Annotated in this window: 12 protein-coding genes; 9 read left to right on the forward strand and 3 right to left on the reverse strand. The window is 69.6% G+C overall.

The genetic code is table 11. The annotated features are described in order from the left end of the window. Positions 1-134 precede the first annotated feature (134 nt). Positions 135-2,366, forward strand: a complete 2,232-nt coding sequence (locus FHW12_RS03495) for a M4 family metallopeptidase (protein ID WP_310735124.1) — start codon at positions 135-137, stop codon at positions 2,364-2,366. Positions 2,367-2,456: 90 nt separating this feature from the next. On the opposite strand, the gene FHW12_RS03500 is transcribed toward FHW12_RS03495, so the two are convergent. Further along, positions 2,457-3,335, reverse strand: a complete 879-nt coding sequence (locus FHW12_RS03500; protein ID WP_182529591.1) for a HEAT repeat domain-containing protein — start codon at positions 3,333-3,335, stop codon at positions 2,457-2,459. A gap of 151 nt (positions 3,336-3,486) precedes the next feature. Here FHW12_RS03500 and FHW12_RS03505 point away from each other — a divergent pair, with 151 nt between their 5' ends. The 5 genes from FHW12_RS03505 to FHW12_RS03525 are packed head-to-tail and all read left to right on the forward strand — an operon-like array spanning position 3,487 to position 10,655. Next, a complete protein-coding gene (locus FHW12_RS03505) occupies positions 3,487-4,350 on the forward strand; it encodes a CHAD domain-containing protein (protein ID WP_182529592.1) in 864 nt (287 codons plus the stop codon). 51 nt (positions 4,351-4,401) lie between these two features. Beyond that, positions 4,402-5,040: a transcriptional repressor LexA gene (lexA, locus tag FHW12_RS03510; protein ID WP_182529593.1), complete on the forward strand. Its 639-nt coding sequence runs from the start codon at positions 4,402-4,404 to the stop codon at positions 5,038-5,040. A 6-nt stretch (positions 5,041-5,046) separates the two neighbouring features. After that, positions 5,047-5,778 carry a translesion DNA synthesis-associated protein ImuA gene (imuA, locus tag FHW12_RS03515; protein ID WP_182529594.1) on the forward strand — a complete coding sequence of 244 codons (732 nt, stop codon included), beginning with the start codon at positions 5,047-5,049 and terminating at the stop codon, positions 5,776-5,778. 15 nt (positions 5,779-5,793) lie between these two features. Further along, the gene (locus FHW12_RS03520) at positions 5,794-7,224 is read left to right on the forward strand and encodes a Y-family DNA polymerase (protein WP_182529595.1); all 1,431 of its coding nucleotides are present in this window, start codon (positions 5,794-5,796) and stop codon (positions 7,222-7,224) included. Beyond that, positions 7,221-10,655 carry an error-prone DNA polymerase gene (locus FHW12_RS03525; RefSeq protein WP_182529596.1) on the forward strand — a complete coding sequence of 1,145 codons (3,435 nt, stop codon included), beginning with the start codon at positions 7,221-7,223 and terminating at the stop codon, positions 10,653-10,655. The genes FHW12_RS03520 and FHW12_RS03525 overlap by 4 nt, the downstream gene beginning before the upstream one ends. Before the next feature lie 75 nt (positions 10,656-10,730). On the opposite strand, the gene FHW12_RS03530 is transcribed toward FHW12_RS03525, so the two are convergent. Together FHW12_RS03530 and orn are read right to left on the reverse strand one after the other, a co-directional pair. Further along, entirely contained in the window at positions 10,731-16,886 is a 6,156-nt protein-coding gene (locus FHW12_RS03530; protein WP_182529597.1) for a proprotein convertase P-domain-containing protein, read from the reverse strand. Between the two features lie 221 nt (positions 16,887-17,107). Further along, entirely contained in the window at positions 17,108-17,677 is a 570-nt protein-coding gene (orn, locus tag FHW12_RS03535) for an oligoribonuclease (RefSeq protein WP_182529598.1), read from the reverse strand. Between the two features lie 76 nt (positions 17,678-17,753). On the opposite strand from orn, the gene sbcB reads away from it, so the two are divergent. From sbcB to FHW12_RS03550, 3 genes are read left to right on the forward strand one after another with little or no spacing between them, the layout of a single operon-like run. Beyond that, entirely contained in the window at positions 17,754-19,181 is a 1,428-nt protein-coding gene (gene sbcB, locus FHW12_RS03540) for an exodeoxyribonuclease I (RefSeq protein ID WP_182530125.1), read from the forward strand. A gap of 58 nt (positions 19,182-19,239) precedes the next feature. After that, positions 19,240-19,926 (forward strand): DUF2461 domain-containing protein, encoded by a 687-nt coding sequence (locus tag FHW12_RS03545; RefSeq protein WP_182529599.1) that lies wholly within the window; start codon positions 19,240-19,242, stop codon positions 19,924-19,926. 40 nt (positions 19,927-19,966) lie between these two features. After that, on the forward strand, positions 19,967-21,124 hold the full coding sequence (locus tag FHW12_RS03550) for an MFS transporter (RefSeq protein WP_182529600.1): 1,158 nt from the start codon (positions 19,967-19,969) through the stop codon (positions 21,122-21,124). Positions 21,125-21,203 lie beyond the last annotated feature (79 nt).

Raw genomic sequence — 21,203 nt, forward strand, 5'->3', positions numbered from 1 at the left:
CCAGGCGTGAGGGACGCCTGTTCGTGCGTGCGTGTGTTGCGCGTGTGCTCGTGCACGCGATCACCCCAGTGACCGTGGTATCCGCGGCCGCCAAGGCGGCACCAACCATCCGTCATCTGCTGGGGAGTCAATCCGTGATCAAGACGAAGCGCCGCCTGTCGGCGGCAGTTGCGCTGTCACCGTTGTTTCTTGCGATGTTCGCCGCTTCCGCTTCCGCCGCGACCGTGGTGGACGTGCACGGGCACGATACGAAGGTGTTGAATTCCACCTATGCCGGCGCCGTCGCCGGCATGGGCACGGCCGGCAAGGTCAACGAGCGCCACGCCGAGATGCTCGGCCTCGAGAGCCAGTCGGCGCTCGAGCAGATCGGCGTCGTCGCCGACGCCGACGGCACGCGCCACTTCCGCTACCAGCAGACCTTCCGCGGCATCCCGGTGTGGGGCGAGCACGTCGTCGTCACCGAGAACGGCAAGGGCGAAGTGCTGAACCTGTTCGGCCGCCAGATCAACGGCCTCGCCGCCGACCTCGGTTCCGCCACCGCGAAGCTGACCGCCACGAGCGCGCTCGCGGTCGCCAAGTCGAGCGAACGCATCTCGCGCAACGTGCGCACGGAGCGCGAGGAATCGCGCCAGATGATCTACGTCGACGACAACGGCTACGCCCAGCTCGTCTACGTCGTGTCGTTCTTCGCCGACAAGGTCGGCGGCGGCGAACCGCGCCGTCCGTTCGTGATCGTCGATGCGCAGACCGGCAACGTGCTCAAGCGCTGGGACGGCCTGACCACCGCGCAGGTCGGCACGGGCCCCGGCGGCAACGCCAAGACCGGACAGTACGAGTGGGGCTCGGGTGGCCGCTACGGCTACCTCGACGTCGCGCAGAGCGGCTCCACCTGCACGATGAACAACACCGACGTCAAGACGGTGAACCTCAACGGCGGCACGTCGAGCACGACCGCGTTCTCCTACACCTGCCCGCGCAACACGGTGAAGGCGATCAACGGCGCGTATTCGCCGCTGAACGACGCGCACTTCTTCGGCGGCGTGATCCAGAACATGTACAACTCGTACATGGGCGTGAAGGCGCTGACCTTCCAGCTGGTCATGCGCACGCACTACAGCTCGAGCTACGAGAACGCGTTCTGGGACGGCTCGACGATGAGCTTCGGTGACGGCGCCAGCACGTTCTACCCGCTGGTCAGCGTCGACGTCGCCGGCCACGAAGTCTCGCACGGCTTCACCGAGCAGCACTCGAACCTCACCTACTCCGGCCAGTCCGGCGGCATGAACGAGGCGTTCTCGGACATGGGTGGCGAAGCGACCGAGTACTACTGGAAGGGCACCAACGACTTCCTCGTCGGTCCTGAAGTGTTCAAGGCCTCGGGCGCGCTGCGCTACATGTGCAACCCGACCCAGGACGGCGGCTCGATCGACAACGCGGCCAACTACAACAGCGGGCTCGACGTGCACTACTCCTCGGGCGTCTACAACAAGGCGTTCTGCACGCTCGCCAAGACCGCCGGTTGGGACACGGTCAAGGCGTTCAAGTCGTTCGCGCGCGCGAACAGCCTGTACTGGACGCCGTCGAGTACGTTCAACAGCGGCGCCTGCGGCGTCGAAACCGCGGCGACCGACCTCGGCTTCGTCAAGGCCGACGTGACGGCGGCGTTCACGGCCGTCGGCGTGAGCTGCACGGGTGGCGGTGGCGGCGGCGGCACGCCGGTCGTGCTGACCAACGGCGTCGCGGTCACCGGCATCTCCGGCGCGAGCGGCAGCGACAAGCTGTACACGCTCGACGTGCCCGCGGGTGCGACCGGCCTCAAGTTCGTCACCTCGGGCGGCTCGGGCGACGCGGACCTGTACGTCAAGTTCGGCAGCGCGCCGACGACGTCGTCGTACACCTGCAAGTCGGAAGGCAGCACCACCGCCGAGACCTGCAGCATCGCGACGGCGCAGACGGGCAAGTACTACGTGCTCATCCACGGTTACAGCACCTACTCGGGCACGAGCCTGACCGGCAGCTACAGCACGGGCGGCGGCGGTGGCGGCGGCGGCACGGTCCTGACCAGCGGCGTGCCGGTCACGCTCGCCTCGCAGGCCTCGAGCACGACCTCGCCGAACTACACGCTCGTCGTTCCGGCCGGCCAGACCAAGGTCGTGTTCACGATCTCGGGCGGCACCGGTGACGCGGACATGTACGTCCGCCGCGGCAGCGCGCCGACGACGTCGACCTACGATTGCCGTCCGTACACCTCGGGCAACAGCGAGACCTGCACCTTCAACGCGCCGACCGCCGGCACGTACTACGTCAATGTACGCGCCTACGCGGCGTTCTCGGGTGTTTCGCTGAAGGGCACGATCACGCCGTAATCGACACTGCGCCACGGACGGCGCTTCCGCGACACTCCGACCCCGGCCTCGCGCCGGGGTCTTTTTTTCTCGCACCGGTTCGCGGCGGACCTACAGCAGCTTCGCCTGCGCGAGCCGCACCTGCCATTGCGCGACATCGCTGCCGAGGTCATGGATGTCGGTGATCTCGCGCAGTGCCTGGAACGCCCAGGCGACCGACTGGCGATCGGCCTGCGCGTCCGAAGCGATCGCGAACAGGCCCGGCACCGCTTCGTAGCGCTCCGCGACGTGGAACGTGCCCGACTGCGCGAGTGCGCAGAACGCACGCTCGCGCACGATCGCGGACTTTTCGTGCGCGGCCACGTCGAGCAACGGCGCGATGCTCTCGACGCCGCCGAATTTCGCCAGGGCGTCGACCGCCCAGCGGCGCAGCGATTCGTCGCCGGCGTGCACGGCCGACAGCAGTTCCGGGAAGATACGTTCACGCTCGATGCCGCGCGCGCCGAGCAGGCCGAGGTTCCACAACGCCCAGGCGGACCATCGCTGCGGGTCGCGCTGCATCTGCAGCAGCAGGCGCTGCACTTCCGCGGCGGACTTCTCCAGCCCGTACTCGGCCAGGTGCACCTCGAACGCGGCCATGCGTACTTCGATCAGCGGCGAGTCGCCGCCCATGTTGACGAGCGTGTGCAGCCGCTCGCTCGGCTTGAACGCGCCGCGCCAGCCCTGCGCGTGCTGGATCACGTACTCGGACGCACCCTCGCGGCGATTGATCGCGAGTTCCAGCGCGCGCTCGACCCTGTCCTGCGGCGGCAGGCCTTCGACCATGCCGGCGTAGAACGCGTCGAAATGCGGCTCCGTCGCCGTGCCCTTCTCGAACAGCGGTTCGGCGATCGAGCGCAATCCGGACATCGCGGCGACACGCAACTCCGGGCTGGCCGCGAACGCGCCCGCCGTGATCATGCCCAATGAAACGAGCAGCCAGCGCCTCATGCCCATCCTCCCTCGCCTCCCGTGCCGCCAGTATCCGGCAAACACGCGGCCGATCGCTGCGCGAAACAGGACCACGCGATGGCGAACGCACGGGTGCGGCGCGCGGGGTCGGGCTGCCGGCTGCGCACCGGGCGCGCTAAGCTGTTCCTTCATGCGGCGACGCCCGGCCATCACGACTCCACGACCGGCGACGCCCCCGCCGCCCGGCCCGCCCCTGCGCGACTACGCCGCCGGCGAACTCGCCCGCGCGATCACCTGCCTCGGCTGGCGTGGCGGGCGCCTGCACGAAGGCGTGCACCAGGCGCGCAAGTCGCTGCGCCGAGCGCGGGCGACGCTCGCACTCGGCGCATCCGCACTCGCACCGGCCGCACGACTGGTCGATCACGAGCTGCGCAAGCTCAATCGCGGCTTGTCGTCCTTGCGCGACGCGCACGCGCTGACGGGCGCGCTCGCCTTGCTCGCCGCACGGAACGAGGACACGAACCAGGCCGCCCTGCTCCTGCGCGCGCGCAACGCCGCCGCGCGCGAGCGCGCGGTGCGGGCGCGGTCGGAGCGCACCGGGGATCCCGGCATGCACGCACGACGCGTCCTGCTCGCGAGCCTGCTCGGCGCGTTGCGCGCATTGCCGTGGGAGGACATCGAGGTGTCCGAGATCCAAGCGGCCCTGGCGCGCAGTCGTGCGCGCGCCGAAGCCGCCGGCCTGCGCGCCCTCGACCGCGGCAAGCCTGACGACTGGCATCGTTGGCGCCGGCGCGCGCGTCGCCTTTCGCAGCAGCAACGCGCGCTCGGCGGGCATTCCGCCGACGAGCGGCGCGACAAGCGCCTCGCCGTGCTGCTCGGCGAAACGCAGGATCGCAGCCTCGTGCAGGAGCATTGCGGGCGCGACTCGCCGTTCGCGGCCATCGACCGCGTGCCGCTGCGGGCGCTCATGGACCACGAACTCGTGCACCTGCGCGGCCGCGCAAGACGGCTGCTCGCGGCGCGAGCGGAGGCCGCGGGACCACCGTCCGATTGAGCAGCCCCGTTCCCTCTTGCGAATACGTACGAATGTACGTACATTCGCGCCATGGACGATCTGCGCCTGACCACCAACCAGCGCCGCGTACTCGACTGCATCCAGCAGCACTTCGAGCGCCATGGCTGCGCACCGAGCCTGCGGGAAATCGCGGAGAATCTGGGGCTTGCAAGCCATAGCTCAGCGCAGGATTATGTAGAGGCGCTGGTCCGCAAGGGCGCGCTCGAACGATCGTCCCAGCATCGCGGCCTGCGCCTCCCGCTTCGCTCGCGGGCGCCGGCGGCAACCCGGCTTCCCCTCGTCGGCCGGGTTGCCGCCGGCAGCCCCATCCTCGCCGCGGAAAACATCGAAGCGGAACACGGCGTCGATCCGGACCTGTTCCGTCCGCGCGCGGACTATCTGCTTCGGGTCGTCGGCCTCAGCATGCGCGATGCCGGCATCCTCGACGGTGACCTCATCGCCGTGCACCGCACGCAAGCAGCAGCGCACGGCCGCATCGTCGTCGCGCGCATCGACGACGACGTCACCGTCAAGCAGCTCGAACAGCGCGGCAACCGCATCCGCCTGCTGCCTGCGAACGCGGATTTCGCACCGATCGACGTCGATCCCGGACGGCATGCGTTCGCGATCGAGGGTGTCTACGTCGGCCTGATCCGCCCCGCTCCCTCCGACCGACTCCGCCAGGGATGAACCGGCATGTTCACGACGAATCTTTCCGAGCCCGTATCGAACACCGGTGACTATCCGCTCTTCGCACCAACCGTCGTGGCGGCAGCGCCACGCGCCGCCACGATCGCACCGGCACGCCGCGACGAAACCGCACTCGCCGACGTGCTGCGCCATCCGGGCATCTGGCGCCGGGGTTCGACGAAGGTACCGCGCAGCGACACGCTGTCGACCGGCTTGGCCGACCTCGACGCACTGCTGCCGGGTGGTGGCTGGCCACGGGGTGCGCTCATCGAAATCCTCCTCGCGGAAGACGGCCTCGGCGAATGCAGCCTGCTGCTGCCCGCACTCGCGACACTGACCCAGGCACGCAAGCGCGTCGTGCTGGTGGCACCGCCGTACATTCCCTATGCACCGGCGCTCGCCGCGGCCGGCGTCGACCTCGCCCAGCTCGTGCACATCGACTCGACCGCTTCCGACACGCACTGGACCGCCGAGCAATGCCTGCGTGCCGGTTGCTGCGGCGCCGTGCTGAATTGGCTGCCGCGTTCCGACTATCGCCAGCTGCGTCGCCTGCAACTCGCCGCGGAAACCGGCGGCACCTTCGGCTTCGTGTTCCGCCCGCTGTCCGCCGCGCACGAAGCCAGTCCGGCGGCGTTGCGCCTCCGCCTCGAGCCTGGCGAAGCGCAACCCCGCCTCGAGATCCTCAAGTGCCGCGGCCGCTTCGGCGAGCCGTCGCACGCGCTCGGGCTGCGCGCCTGATGCATCGAGGCATGCGTGTTCTGGGTCTGCCTGCATTACCCGCGGCTGGCGCTGGAAGCGCTGCATTCCGACGTGCCCGCCGATCGACCGCACGCCGTCGTCGACGGCCCGCAGCAACGGCGCCATGTCGTGCTCGCGAATGCGATCGCGAACAAGGTCGGCGTCCGCGCACGGCAGCCGCTCGCGAGCGCGCAACTGCTCTGCCCCCGCCTTGCCGTCACGCCACGCGATGAAGCGGCCGAGCGGCAGGCGCTTGCGTCGCTCGCCGACCACGCCTACCGCTACAGCGCCGACGTCAGCATCGCCGGCGCCGATACGCTGTTCCTCGAGGTCGGCGCAAGCCTGAAGCTGTTCGGCGGCTGGCCTGCGCTCGAACGCCGGATGCGCGAGGACATCGACCGGCTCGGCTACGCCTGCACGCTCGCCGCCGCGCCGACCGCGACCGCTGCGCGCGTGTTCGCGACCTGCCGGTCCGCGATCGCATTGCCCGAGCTCGCGCAATTGCCGCTCGCGCTCGACGCGGCGCCGATCGTCGCGAGCAGCCTCGATCCGAAGATCGTCGCGGCGCTGCACGGCATGGGCATGCGCACGCTCGGCGACCTGTTCCGCCTGCCGCGCGCGGAACTCGCGCGCCGCATCGGCCAGCCTGCCCTCGATCACCTCGACCGCATGCGTGGCCTCGTCGCGGAAACACTGCCGCGCTGGCAACCGCCGCCGCGCTACGCGCGCCGCATCGAGTTCGGTTACGGCATCGAGTCGCACACCGCGCTCGCGTTCCCGTTGCAGCGCCTCGTGCGCGAGTTCGCGCAGTTCCTCGCCGCCCGCGACGGCGGCGTGCAACGCTTCGCCATCGAACTCGGCCACGAGCGCGACGCATGCACGCGCATCGACATCGGCCTGCTCGCGCCGCAACGCGATGCGGCCTCGCTGCTCGAACTCGCGCGCGCGCGGCTCGAGCGCGTCGAACTCGTCGCTCCCGTGCACGCACTCGCCCTGCGCGCGGACGACCTGCCGCCGTTGTGCCCGCTGCATCGCGACCTGTTCGAAACGAATCGCCGCGAACAGCTCGACTGGCCCGCGCTGGCCGAACGCCTGCGCGCGCGCCTCGGCGACGGCGCATTGCAGGGAATCGCCTGCGTCGCCGACCATCGCCCCGACCGCGCCTGGCGCTTCGTCGCGCTCTGTGCGAATCGCCCGGTTGTTCCTGCGACGTCGATGTCGCGCCCGTTCTGGCTGTTGCACCGGCCGCTGCCCCTGCGCGGACGACCGACGCGCGTGCTGGCCGGTCCCGAGCGCATCGAAAGCGGCTGGTGGGACGAAAGCGACCAGCGCCGCGACTACTACGTCATCGAAACGCGCGACGGTCAACGCGCCTGGGCGTTCGTCGAAATGGGGCAAGCGCCCGGGCGCGATGCGCCGTGGACCTTGCAAGGCTGGTTCGCATGAACGTGCCGCCGCGTCCAACGAAGCGTCGCCGCCTGCGCGCACCGATCGAACCCGGCCTGCCCGTCATCGATGCGGTCGCCGACGATCCGCGCAGCGGGCTGCACAAGCTGCGTCGTCGATCCTCGGGCACGATCGTCGAAGCCGCGGGTGCCGGCGATCCGGTTGCCGACGGCACGGTTATCCACGACTCGATCGTCGATGGCATCGCGGCATCGGCTACGGAATCGACGACTACGCCGGAACCGCGCTACGCCGAGCTGCACTGCCTGTCGAACTTCTCGTTCCAGCGCGGCGCATCGAGCGCGATGGAGCTGTTCGAACGCGCGAAGAAGCTCGGCTATGCCGCGCTCGCGATCACCGACGAATGCTCGCTCGCCGGCATCGTGCGCGCGCTCCAGGCCGCGGAGGAAACGAAGATCAAGCTCATCGTGGGCAGCGAAGTGCAGCTCGCCGAAGGCCCCCGCCTCGTCCTGCTCGCCGCGAACCAGGACGGCTACTCCGACTTGTGCCGGCTGATCACGACGGGACGGCGGCGCAGCGCGAAAGGCGAATACCGTCTGGCGCGCGCCGACGCCGAGCGACTCGGCGACGGCGTGCTCGTGTTGTGGGCGCCCACGCATCCGGGCGACGCGGTGAAGGACGAGGAGCACGCCGCATGGGTCGCGCGCCATTTCGGAGGTCGCGCCTGGATCGCGATCGAACGACATCACGGCAGCGACGACGACGCCCGTTTCGAGCGGCTGCGGGCGCTCTCGGCCCGCCATGCGCTCACTCCCGTCGCCGCCGGCGACGTGCACATGCACGTGCGCCGGCGGCGCGCGCTGCAGGACGTGATGACCGCGATACGCCTCGGCTGCACCGTCGCCGAGGCCGGCCATGCGTTGTTCCCGAACGGCGAGCGGCATCTGCGCCGCCTGGAGGATCTCGCCGCGCTGTATCCGGACGAACTGCTCGCCGAAACCCTGCGTGTCGCCGGACGCTGTGACCTCGATTTGCGCAAGCTCGACTATCGCTATCCGCACGAGCTCGTGCCGGAAGGGCTCGACGCGATAACCCACCTGCGCACGCGTACCTGGGAAGGTGCGGCGAAACGCTGGCCGCAGCACGTACCGGACGCCGTGCGCACGCAAGTCGAGAAAGAACTCGCGCTCATCGAGAAACTCCGCTACGAGCATTTCTTCCTCACCGTCGAGGAAATCGTCTCGTGGGCGCGCGAGCAGGAGCCGCCGATCCTCTGCCAGGGTCGCGGCTCCTCCGCCAACTCGGCGGTCTGCTATTGCCTCGGCATCACCGCGGTGAATCCCGACAACGGCAACCTGCTGTTCGAGCGCTTCCTCTCCGAAGAGCGCAACGAGCCGCCCGACATCGACGTCGACTTCGAACACGAGCGCCGCGAGGAAGTGATCCAGCACATCTTCGGGAAGTACGGCCGCGAGCGCGCCGCACTCGCCGCGACCGTGATCAGCTACCGCAGCAAGAGCGCGGTGCGCGACATCGGCCACGCGCTCGGCGTGCCCGACGACCAGCTCGACGGCCTGAGCGGCCTGTTCTCGCGCATCCGCAGCGGCCAGCCGTTCGAAACCGTGCTGCGCGAACGCGGCTTCGATCCGTCCAGCCGCACATTGCGGAAACTGTTCGCGCTCGCGGCCGAATTGCGCGGCTTCCCGCGCCACCTGTCGCAGCACGTCGGCGGCTTCGTGATCTCCGAACAGCCGCTGCACCACCTCGTGCCGGTGGAGAACGCGGCGATGCCCGAGCGCACGATCATCCAGTGGGACAAGGACGACCTCGAGGAAATGCGCCTGCTCAAGGTCGACGTGCTCGCGCTCGGCATGCTCACCTGCATCCGCAAGTGTCTCGATCTGCTGCACGCACACGGACTGTGGCGGCACCCGTACTGCGGCGAGCGCCCGGCCCTGCACGACATCCCGCAAGGTGCGGCGGACCAGGGCGATGATCCCATCGATGCGGTGTACGACATGATCTGCGGCGCCGACACGATCGGCGTGTTCCAGATCGAATCACGCGCGCAGATGTCGATGCTGCCGCGGCTGCGGCCGCGCGCGTTCTACGACCTCGTCGTCGAAGTCGCGATCGTCCGGCCCGGTCCGATCCAGGGCGACATGGTCCATCCGTACCTGCGCCGGCGCAAGAAACTCGAACCTGTCGAGTATCCGCAATCGCGCTTCGAGCGCGACGGCGGCGGCAACGCCTCGCAGGTACGCGATGCGCTCGGTCGCACGCTCGGCGTACCGATCTTCCAGGAACAGGTGATGAAGCTGATCCAGGTCGTCGCCGGCTTCACGCCCGGCGAAGCGGACCAGCTGCGCCGCGCGATGGCCGCCTGGAAGCGCCGCGGCGGCCTCGGCCATTTCCGCGATCGCATCCACGACGGCATGATCGCGCGCGGTTACGAGGAAGCCTACTTCGAGCGCATCTTCCAGCAGATCCAGGGATTCGGCGAATACGGCTTCCCGGAATCGCACGCGGCGAGCTTCGCCTTGCTCGCCTGGGCCTCGTCATGGCTCAAGTGCCACCATCCGGCGGCGTTCACCTGCGCCTTGCTGAACTCGCAACCGATGGGCTTCTACCAGCCCTCGCAACTGATCCAGGATGCGCGCGCGCACGGCGTGCGCGTGCTGTCGGTCGACGTCGTCGCGAGCGACTGGGACTGCACGCTCGAACCGCTGCCGGCGTCGGCCTCGCCGGCGCGCGCGGACCCGGTCGGCCTGCGTCTCGGCTTCCGCCAGGTCCGCGGCATGTCGAAGGAGCTCGCCGAGCGCCTCGTCGCCGCACGCCGGCAAAAGCCGTTCGACGACGTCGCCGACATGACCCGGCGTGCCGCTGTCGCGCCGGCCGAACGCGCTCGACTCGCCGACGCGGGCGCGCTGCATTCGCTCAGCGGCCATCGCTACCGCGCGCGCTGGGACAGCGCCGGCGCCGAAGTGCCGCTGCCCGTGCTGGCGGATGCGACGCTGCACGAGCCCGCGGTCGAACTGCGCGAACCCTCCGTGCGCGAGGACGTGCTCACCGACTATGCGACGCTCGGACTGTCGTTGACCGCGCACCCGCTCGCGCTCGTGCGCGGCGAGTTGTCGCGCCGCCGCGTGTCGCCCGCGCTGGCCACCAAGGACGCGGCGAACCGTGGACGAAACTTGCGCTGCGCCGGGCTCGTCACCGTGCGCCAGCATCCGGGCACGGCGAAAGGCGTCACCTTCGTCACGCTGGAAGACGAAACCGGGATCGTCAACGTCGTCGTCTGGCGCGCGCTCGCCGAACGCCAGCACCGCGTGCTGCTCGAATCGACCGTGATGGCCGTCGACGGTGTGCTCGAAGCGAGCGACGGCGTCCATCACCTGATCGCGAAGCGACTGTACGACTACAGTCCGCTGTTGCCGGAACTCGCATTCGCATCACGCGACTTCCACTGATCGCGTGCTCCGAATCGTCGCGCTTCCGATCCCCGCATGGCGCGGCGCCGGATCACCGGCGCCGCGCCGCGGGTCTCATCCGCGCGCCTGTCGGCGCGTGCGCCACGCCACCGCGGCGAGCGCACCGATCAGCAGCAGCAGCGCGAAGCGATCCAGTGACGGCACCGGCGCCGCGGGCGTCGGCGCCCCGGCGATCGAGAACACGGTGGGATCGGCTGCACCCGGTCCGGCCGGATCGTCGGTCGGCGCCGAGCTTTCGTTGCTGCCGTTGCCGTCGCCGTCGTACGACACGGCGCCCTGGTTCGCGATCGATCCGCTCGCCGTCGCGTCGATCGTCGCGCCGATCGTGATCGTCACGCTGCCACCGGCGGGGATCGCACCGTCCCAGTGCACGAGCGCGCCCGGACCGAAACCGACGGTGCCGCTGCTCGCGGTCGCGCCCGCGTAGGTGACGCCGGCCGGCAACGTGTCCGTGAACTCGTAGCCCGGGTTGTCGCCTTGCGCGCCCGTTCCGGCGTTGGTGAGCACGATCGTGTAGGTGATCGCCGAACCCGGCGTGAAGCTGCCGCCGCTCGCCGCGACGGACTTCGTCGCGGTGACCGAGGCACCGGGTGCGAGGTTGACCGTGTCGGTGTCGGTCGCGCTGTTGTCGCCCGGATTCGGATCGTTCGTGCCGCCCGGTGCGGCGACGCTCGCGGTGTTGGCGAGCGTGCCGCTCGCCGACGCCGAGATCGCGCAGCTCGCCGTGTACGTCACGCTGCCGCCCGAGGGCACGTTCGCGGTGTCGGCGATGTCGCCGCTGCCCGACGCCGAACAGGTACCACCGCCCGCGCCGACGCAGGTCCACGTGCACGTTTCACCGGCCGGGAACGTGTCGGCCACGCTCGCGCCAGTCGCGTCGCTCGGGCCCGCGTTCGACGCGGTGATCGTGTACGTCGTGCTGCCGCCGGCCGTCACGCTCGCCACGCCGTCGGTCTTGGTGATCGACAGGTCCGCGATGCTGCCGCCGACGACGAACGAGGTCGGATCGTTCGCGCCGCCGACCGCCGGATCGTCGGTCGGACGCGTCGCGTCGTTGAGGCCGTCGGCATTGCTGTCGTACGACACCGTGCCCTGATTGCTGATCGTGCCGCTCGCCGCCGGGGCGATCGTCGCGGTGATCGTGATCGTCACGCTGCCGCTCATCGGTATCGCGCCGTTCCACGACACCGTGCTCGTGCCGATCGTGGCGACCGCGGTACCGCTCGACGCGGTGGCGGAGACGAGCGTGAGGTTCGCCGGCAACACGTCGGTGAATTCGTTGCCGGCGTTGTCGGCCTGCGCGCCACCACCGTTCGTGAGCACGACCGTGTAGGTGACCGTCGTGCCCGGGGCGAACGTACCGGATACCGTCTTCGTCGCGGTCACGTCGGCGCCCGCCGGGTTGACCGTGTCGCTGTCGGTCGCACTGTTGTTCGCCGGATTCGTGTCGGTCGTGCCGCCCGGTGCAGTGACGGTCGCGGTATTGACCAGCGTTCCGCTCGCCGACGCCGAAACGGCGCAGCTCGCCGTGTAAGCGACGCTGCCGCCCGCGGGCAGGTTCACCGTATCGGCGATGTTGCCGCTGCCCGATGCGGCACAGGTGCCGCCGCCGGCACCGACGCAGGTCCAGGTGCAGGTTTCGCTCGCCGGGAACGTGTCCGCGACGCTCGACCCGCTCGCATTGCTCGGACCTGCATTCGACGCAGTGATCGTGTAGGTCACGCTGCCGCCCGCGGTCGCGCTCGTGACGCCGTCGGTCTTGGTGATCGACAGGTCCGCCGAAGCGCCGAGCGCATCGGTGTCGGTCGCGCTGTTGTTGCCCGGGTTCGGATCAGTCGTGCCGCCGCCGGCGGCGACGGTCGCCGTGTTGACGAGGCTGCCGCTTGCCGACCCGGAGATCGTGCAGCTCGCCGTGTACGTCACGCTGCCGCCGGCCGGAAGGTTGGTCGTGTCGGCGATGTTGCCGCTGCCCGACGCCGTGCAGGTGCCGCCGCCGGCACCGACGCAGGTCCAGGTGCAGGTTTCGCTCGCCGGGAACGTGTCCGCGACGCTCGACCCGCTCGCATTGCTCGGACCTGCATTCGACGCAGTGATCGTGTAGGTCACGCTGCCGCCCGCGGTCGCGCTCGTGACGCCGTCGGTCTTGGTGATCGACAGGTCCGCCGAAGCGCCGAGCGCATCGGTGTCGGTCGCGCTGTTGTTGCCCGGGTTCGGATCGGTCGTGCCGCCGGCCGTGACCGTCGCCGTGTTGACGAGGCTACCGCTCGCCGACGCGGAGATCGTGCAGCTCGCCGTGTACGTCACGCTGCCGCCGGCCGGAAGGTTGGTCGTGTCGGCGATGTTGCCGCTGCCCGACGCCGTGCAGGTGCCGCCACCGGCGCCGACGCAGGTCCACGAGCAGGTCTCGCTCGCCGGGAACGTGTCCGCGACGCTCGACCCGCTCGCGTTGCTCGGGCCCGCATTCGACGCAGTGATCGTGTAGGTCACGCTGCCGCCCGCCGTCGCGCTCGTGACGCCGTCGGTCTTGGTGATCGACAGGTCCGCCGAAGCGCCGAGCGCATCGGTGTCGGTCGCGCTGTTGTTGCCCGGGTTCGGATCGGTCGCGCCGCCGGCCGTGACCGTCGCCGTGTTGACGAGGCTACCGCTCGCCGACGCGGAGATCGTGCAGCTCGCCGTGTACGTCACGCTGCCGCCGGCCGGAAGGTTGGTCGTGTCGGCGATGTTGCCGCTGCCCGACGCCGTGCAGGTGCCGCCGCCGGCACCGACGCAGGTCCAGGTGCAGGTTTCGCTCGCCGGGAACGTGTCCGCGACGCTCGACCCGCTCGCATTGCTCGGACCTGCATTCGACGCAGTGATCGTGTAGGTCACGCTGCCGCCCGCGGTCGCGCTCGTGACGCCGTCGGTCTTCGTGATCGACACGTCGGCCGTCGCCACGAGCGTGTCGCTGTCGGTCGCACTGTTGTTGCCCGGCGTGGGATCGGTGACCCCGCCCGGGGCAGCGACGGTCGCCGTGTTCGCGAGTGTGCCGCTCGCCGCGGCCGAGACCGCGCAGCTCGCCGTGTACGTGACGCTGCCGCCCGCAGGCAGGTTGGTCGTGTCGGCGATGTTGCCGCTGCCCGATGCGGTGCAGGTGCCGCCCCCCGCGCCGACGCAGGTCCACGTGCAGGTTTCGCTCGCCGGGAACGTGTCCGCGACGCTCGAACCGCTCGCGTTGCTCGGGCCCGCATTCGACGCAGTGATCGTGTAGGTCACGCTGCCGCCCGCCGTCGCACTCGTGACACCGTCGGTCTTGGTGATCGCGAGATCGGCACTCGGCGCCAGCGTGTCGCTGTCGGTGGCGCTGTTGTTGCCCGGCGTGGGATCGGTGACGCCACCCGGCGCGGCCACGGTCGCCGTGTTGCTGAGCGTACCCGTCGCTGCAGCGGAGACCGTGCAGCTCGCCGTGTACGTCACGCTGCCGCCCGCGGGCAGGTTGACCGTGTCGTTGATGTTGCCGCTGCCTGACGCCGTGCAGGTGCCGCCACCGGCACCGACGCAGGTCCACGTGCAGGTTTCGCTCGCCGGGAACGTATCGGCGACGGTGCTGCCCGGCGCGTTGCTCGGGCCTGCATTCGACGCGGTGATCGTATAGGTCACGCTGCCACCCGGCGTCGCGGTCGTGACCCCGTCGGTCTTCGTGATCGCTAGGTCCGCCCCCGGCGTCAGCGTGTCCGTGTCGGTCGCACTGTTGTTGCCCGGGTTGGGATCGGCGATCGCTGAACTGACCGTCGCCGTGTTGCTCAACGTGCCCGTCGCCGCCGGATTGATCGTGCAGCTCGCGGTGTAGGTCACGCTGCCACCGGCCGGCATGTTGGTCGAATCGTTGATGTTGCCGCTGCCCGAGGCGGTGCAGGTGCCACCGCCCGCGCCGACGCAAGTCCAGGTGCAGGTGTTGATCGCAGGGAAGGTGTCGGCGACGGTCGCGCCCGTGACGGGATCCGGACCCGCGTTGCTCGCGGTGATCGTGTACGTGGCACTCCCGCCCGGCGTCACCGTCGTGACGCCGTCGGTCTTGGTGATCGCGAGGTCGGACGACAACGCGCGGCAGCCGGTGACGCTCACGTCGTCGATCGCGGCGCCCGCGAATTGGACCGTGGTGTCGCTGTCGAGATGGAAGCGCACTTCTGTGTTCAGGCCCGCGAGACTGTCGGCGCGGCGCGAGAAGACGCCCCAGCCGTAGCTCCCGCCGATGTTCGCCTGCGGGTTGCCGGTACCCGCGGACGCGCTGATCGGCGTCGGATCGAGCCATTCGTACAGGCGCACCGGCGTCGCGCCGCCGACCTGCTGCGCGTCGACGAAGTAGTGGTCGAAGTTCGCGGTCTCGACCTGGTGCCGCTGCGCCCAAGTCACTACGATCGGCGCCGACAGGCCGGCGAGGTTGATCGGCGGTGACAGCAGGTCCTGCGACGACGATGCGTTGTACGTGTTGTCGAGGTCGGTCTTCCAGCAATTGACACCGCTGTTGCAGGTGCTGAACCCGGCGATCGGATTGGCGGTCGTCGTCGCGACGGTCGCGGGCAGGCCGAGTTCCCATTCGTCCTGCGTGCCCGAATGCGTGAAGCCGGCCGCGCCCGCTTCGAAGTCGGTGCTGAACGCGGTCTGCACCGCGAAGCCCGGCGGGCAGGCCGGCGGCGGCGGCGCTTCGCAGACGCGCAGCGACCAGCTGTTGAGCGTGCCGCCGTTGGCGCCGGCGGTGTCGTCGCGCAGATCGAGCGTCCAGGTGCCGCCCGCGTTCTCGCCGTCGAACGCCGCGAGGCGGTACGCACCGGACGTGCTGGCCGTGCCTGCGGTGGAATTGTTCTCGGGCTTCAGCTGGCTGCCCTTGAGCGCGGTGAACGTGGGAGGAATGGCGGCTTCGTCGTCGAAGACGACATCCATGACCGTCTGACCGCCCGTCGCGGCCGCGCCGATGTCGGTGAACAGGCCGATGTCGTTGCCGGCCGGCGAACGCAGGTGCGCGTCGACGTCCTGCATCAGCGCGTGGGTGAGGTTGATACCGACATCGACGTCGGCGATGCGCGGATTGCCCGGGATCGTGATGACCGAGCTGACCAGGCCCGTGCCGGGGCCGATCGTCTTCGGCACGTCGGTGCTCGTGTACGTCGTGCAGTTCACGCCCTCGTCGACGTGCGGATGCACGCTGACGCTGAGGTGGTAGGTCGCGGTCGGACCGCCGACGGCCGCGCTGGCCGAATCGACGAAGGCGAAGTAGGTGCCGGCATCCTTCACGGTGAAGAACATCGCTTCCGACGGGATGTTCGGATTCGGTGCGACGTCGCCGGTGCCGGCGTCGTCGACGACAACGATCTGGTTGCCGGCGTCGCCGAACAGGGCGAAACCAAGGCGACCGTTCCAGCTGACGCCATCACGCTCCGGATCGAGGTCGAGCGCAAGGTAGACGGTATCGCCCGCGTTGAGGTTGATGCTGTACCAGTCCTGCTCGGTCGCCGCGGCCGGATTGCGCGCGCCGCTGACCCAGCCGTTGGCCGGCAGCGGATTGGCCGTCGCCGGCGTGTCGTTGCCCTCCACTTCCGGCGTCGGCGCGCCGCTCTGGATGCGCAGATGCAGGTCGTAGCCGCGTTCCGAGGTCGTGCCCGCGGTGAAGTCGTTGATCTTGAGGAAGTAGGTACCTGTGGTCGGGATCGTCGCGCCGGCGATCGACGACGACAACGCGGCGAAGCTGCCGTTGTCATCGTCGAACTCGATCACCGTGGTGCCGTCCGACGCGAGCAGGGTGAGCTGGCTGTCGGTGCTGCTGCCCGCCGAGGCGGAAGTCATCAGCGCGGCGTAGACGCGGTCACCCGCGTTCGCGCTGAACGAATAGAAGTCGATGTCGCCGTTCGGGAACAGGTTCGCGTGCACGACCACGTTGCTGCCGCTCAGCGGCGTCGCGGTCGCGCTCGTGCCATTCGGTTCCACTTCCCCGCCGTAGCCCTGGCCGAACGGCGTCGTCGGAGCGTGCGCGATCGGTTCGCTCGCCGGAGCGACCGGCCGCGACGGCGACACGCCCTTCTGCTGCTCGTCGACCGCCACGATCGGCGCGATCACGCGCGCCGCCGGGAACGCCTTCGGTCGCGCCTTCGCGATCGCGGGCTCGGCCGAGACGCCGGAAATGAAAACGAGGGCGGCCGCGGCCGCCATCCACAACGAACGTCGGAACGTGAAAGTCACGAAATTGTCCCCAATTGCGCGTCGCCTCCGGTGGCGACCCCCAAGTCGCTACGCGGCCGATCTCCCCGTCGTGATCGGCCGTGGCGCGAACGTATACCTTTTTGTGGTGTACGTCACGTTTCAGGGGAAGCCGTGTCGACCGGCGCGCCGTGCGCGAGCGGCGCGGCCTGCGCGCGGGCGGACCTTCGGTAATTGCGTGGTGCAGCCGTCGCGGAGGGCGCTCAGGGCGCTTCGAGCGTGCCTGCGATGCGTCCCATGAACGGCCGGTAGTAGCACAGCTCGGCGATCGAGTCGCGCACGTCGCTGAGCGCGGTGTGAGCCGAATCCTTGGTGAATCCGCGGCTGACTTCGGGTGCCCAGCGGCGCGCGAGTTCCTTGATCGTCGAGACGTCGAGGTTGCGGTAGTGGAAGAAGCGCTCGAGCCGCGGCATCAGGCGATGGAGGAAGCGGCGATCCTGGCAGATCGAGTTGCCGCACATCGGCGACTTGCCCGGCGGCACCCACTGCACGAGGAACTCCATCGTCAGCGCCTCGGCGCTCGCGAGGTCGATGCGCGAATCGAGCACGCGTTGCCAGAGGCCCGACTTGCGGTGCTGGTTGCGGTTCCAGTCGTCCATCGCCTCGAGCCGCTCGAGCGGATGGCCGATCGCGAACTCGGGACCCTCCGCGAGGAAATTGAGGTCCTTGTCGGTGACGATCGTCGCGATCTCCAGGATCGAGTCGTTGTCCGGATCCAGCCCGGTCATCTCCAGGTCGATCCAGATCAGGTTGTTCTCGTCCGGCGTTCGCATGCACGGGTTCCTGGCGGGGTGCCGCCCAGTCTAGCAAGCCCTCGCCGCGAGGGAACCCTGCGTTATGCTCCGATCGATGACGCAAACCTTCCTCTGGCACGACTACGAGACCACCGGCGCCGATCCGCGCCGCGACCGCCCGGCCCAGTTCGCCGCGATCCGCACGACGCTCGACCTCGAACCCGTCGGCGAGCCGGTCTCGTTCTTCTGCCGCCCGGCGACCGACGTGCTGCCGCATCCGGAGGCCTGCCTGATCACCGGCATCACGCCGCAGCGCATGCAGCGCGACGGCGTCGTCGAGGCGGAGTTCGCCGCCCGCGTCAACGAGGAGATGGCGGAGCCGGGGACCTGCAACGTCGGCTACAACTCGCTGCGCTTCGACGACGAATTCACGCGCAACCTGCTCTACCGCAACTTCCACGATCCCTATGAACGCGAGTGGAAGGACGGCAATTCACGCTGGGACCTCATCGACCTCGCGCGCATGAGCTACGCGCTGCGCCCCGACGGCATCGAATGGCCGCGGCGCGAGGACGGCTCGCCGAGCTTCCGCCTCGAGCACCTCGCCGGCGCCAACCGCATCGCGCAGGCGCGCGCGCACGACGCGGTATCGGACGTCGAGGCGTTGATCGGCCTCGCCCGCCTCATGCGCGTGCGCCAGCCGCGCCTGTGGGAGTTCTACTTCGCGCTGCGACGCAAGCAGCGCGCGTTCGAACTGCTCGATGTCGCGCGCATGACGCCGCTCCTGCACGTGTCATCGCGCTATCCGGCCAACCGCGGCTGCATCGCGATCGTCGCGCCGCTGGCCGAACACCCGACCCAGCCGAACGCGGTGATCGCGTACGACCTCGACACCGATCCTGCGGACCTGCTGCAGCTCGATGCCGGGGAAATCGCCGATCGCGTGTTCACGCCGCGCGCGGACCTGCCCGAAGGCGTCGAGCGCATCCCGCTCAAGGCTATCCATGCGAACCGCTCGCCCGCGCTCGCGCCGCTCGGCGTGCTCAAGGGCGTCGACCTCGCGCGCATCGCGCTCGATCCCGAGCGCGCACAGGCTAACCTCGCCCGCCTGCGCGGCGCCGACGGCCTCGCCGCGAAGGTGCAGCGCGTGTTCGCCACCGTGCGCACACCGGCGACGACGACCGATCCCGAACTCGCACTGTACGAAGGTTTTCCGTCGGACGCGGACAAGCGCCTGTTCCGCGCCGTGCGCGAGACGCCACCCGAACAGCTCGGCTCGCGCGCGTTCCCGTTCCGCGACCCGCGCTATCCCGAGCTCCTGTTCCGCTATCGCGCGCGCAACTGGCCCGAGACGCTCGACGCGATCGAGCACGAACGCTGGGAAGGCTTCCGCCGCCGGCGCCTCGACACGGCGACACCGACGACCGCGCTCACGCGCGTGGACTACTTCGCGACGATCGCGCGCCTGCGCGCCGTGCCGGACCTGCCCGCCGCGCACGTGCCGCTGCTCGATGCGCTCGAGAGCTGGGGCCGCGAGCTCTGACGGCACGCGTCCGGCGCGAGCCTTACAATAGGCGTTCCGTCCACACCCATCCTCCGCCTTGGCCACGACCTACTTCTCCGCCGCGACGTTCAAGTTCCTGCGCGATCTCGCGCGCAACAACAACCGCTCGTGGTTCGCCGCGAACAAGCCGCGCTACGAGGAGGTGCTGCGCCAGCCGTTCCTGTGCCTCATCGCCGACTTGCAGGCACCGCTCGCGAAGATCAGCCCACGCTACGTCGCCGACGCGCGCGCGCAGGGCGGATCGCTGTTCCGCATCCATCGCGACACGCGCTTCGCGAACGACAAGACGCCGTACAAGACCTGGGCCGGCGCGCGTTTCGCGCACGAACGCCGGCGCGAGATCGAGGCGCCGTCGTTCTACGTGCATATCCAGCCCGGCGACTGCTTCGCGGGCGGCGGCATCTGGCACCCGGAACCCGCGACCTTGAAGAAGATCCGCGAATTCCTCGAAGGCAACCCGGCCGCGTGGAAGAAGGCGACGCACGGCAAGGCGTTCCGCGAGCGGTTCGAGTTCTACGGCGAGAGCCTCTCGCGGCCGCCGCGCGGTGTCGATCCCGCGCACGAACTCGTCGAGGACCTCAAGCGCAAGAATTTCGCGGCCGGCCAGTCGTTCGACGACGCGCTCGCCTGCTCCGATGAGCTGCTGCCGCACCTGGTCGATACCTACAAGCGCATTGCGCCGATGATCGACTACCTGTGCGCGGCGGTCGAACTCGAATTCTGACGCCGCCGCGTCGCGGCCAGGCCTGGGCGGACGGACCCGCATGACTTCCGAAACGATTCCCGCCCGTCGCCTCGCGAGTTTCTACTTCGCCTACTACGCCGCGCTCGGCGCGTTCTCGCCGTACTGGAGCCTGTTCCTCAAGGCGCGCGGCCAGGACGTCGCCGCGATCAGCCTGCTCATGAGCCTCTGGTACGGCACGCGCATCGTCGCGCCGAGCAGCTGGAGCTGGCTCGCGGCGCGTTCGAGCGCACCGGTACGCTGGCTGCGCATCGGCTGCGCGATCGCGCTCGCGAGCTTCCTGCCGTTCCTATGGCCGCTCGACTTCGGCGGACTGCTCGTCGCGATGGTGGTGTTCTGTTTCGCGTGGAACGCGGTCATGCCGCAGTTCGAGGCGCTGACGCTGTCGCACCTCGGCGCCCGCAGCGAACGCTATGGTTCGATCCGCGTCTGGGGCTCGATCGGCTTCATCGCGGTCGTCGCCGGTTTCGGCGTCGCGTTCGACCACATACCGGTCACGTGCCTGCCGTGGCTCATGCTGCCGTTGTTCGTCGGCCTGCTCGCGAGCAGCTTCACCAACGACTATGGACCCACCGCGATCGCCGTCACCGAGGGCGAGCACGGTTTCCGCGAACGCCTGAAGCGGCCTGAGGTGCTTGCGTTCTTCGCGGTGACCTTGCTCGCGCAGATGTCGTTCGGCCCGTACTACACGTTCTTCTCGATCTACCTCGAACAGCACGGTTACCGGCCGTCGTCGCTCGGCGCCTACTGGGCGATCGGCGTCGCCGTCGAGATCGCGCTGTTCTTCGCCTCGGCGCGCATCTTCGGCCGCTGGGACGCGCGCACGGTGCTGCTCGTCGCGCTCGTTTCGGCGGCGGCGCGCTGGTGCGTGACCGCGCTGCTGCCGGAATGCGTGCCGTTGATGGTGCTCGCGCAGGCGACACACGCGCTCAATTTCGCCGCGCTGTTCGCGTCCTGCATGCAGTTGCTCGCGGCCTACTTCCCTGGGCGCATGAACGGCCACGCGCAAGGCGTGTTCTACGGCTTTTCTTCCGGTGGCGGCGGCGTGATCGGCGCATGGCTCGCCGGTGCGCTCTGGCACATCGACGGCGGGCGCACGGCGTTCCTCGCTGCGGGCGGCATCGCCGCGCTCGCTGCATTGATCTGCGCGTTCGCGCTGCGCGCGCGAACGGTACGCTGATCGCATCGCCTTCGCGCAACGCACGGCCCGATCCGGCCAGCCTGCGCCGGTCCGGCCTAAGGCAAACCGGCCGCTCGCG

Source organism: Dokdonella fugitiva, from assembly GCF_014138265.1.
Classification (GTDB): Bacteria; Pseudomonadota; Gammaproteobacteria; order Xanthomonadales; family Rhodanobacteraceae; genus Dokdonella_A; species Dokdonella_A fugitiva_A.

Excerpts from the sequence above, each read along its gene's own strand:
- FHW12_RS03505 (WP_182529592.1), top strand. The coding sequence starts at position 3,487 with ATGCGGCGACGCCCGGCCATCACGACTCCACGACCGGCGACGCCCCCG.
- sbcB (WP_182530125.1), top strand. The coding sequence starts at position 17,754 with ATGACGCAAACCTTCCTCTGGCACGACTACGAGACCACCGGCGCCGAT.
- imuA (WP_182529594.1), top strand. The coding sequence starts at position 5,047 with ATGTTCACGACGAATCTTTCCGAGCCCGTATCGAACACCGGTGACTAT.
- FHW12_RS03525 (WP_182529596.1), top strand. The coding sequence starts at position 7,221 with ATGAACGTGCCGCCGCGTCCAACGAAGCGTCGCCGCCTGCGCGCACCG.
- FHW12_RS03550 (WP_182529600.1), top strand. The coding sequence starts at position 19,967 with ATGACTTCCGAAACGATTCCCGCCCGTCGCCTCGCGAGTTTCTACTTC.
- FHW12_RS03500 (WP_182529591.1), bottom strand. The coding sequence starts at position 3,335 with ATGAGGCGCTGGCTGCTCGTTTCATTGGGCATGATCACGGCGGGCGCG.
- lexA (WP_182529593.1), top strand. The coding sequence starts at position 4,402 with ATGGACGATCTGCGCCTGACCACCAACCAGCGCCGCGTACTCGACTGC.
- orn (WP_182529598.1), bottom strand. The coding sequence starts at position 17,677 with ATGCGAACGCCGGACGAGAACAACCTGATCTGGATCGACCTGGAGATG.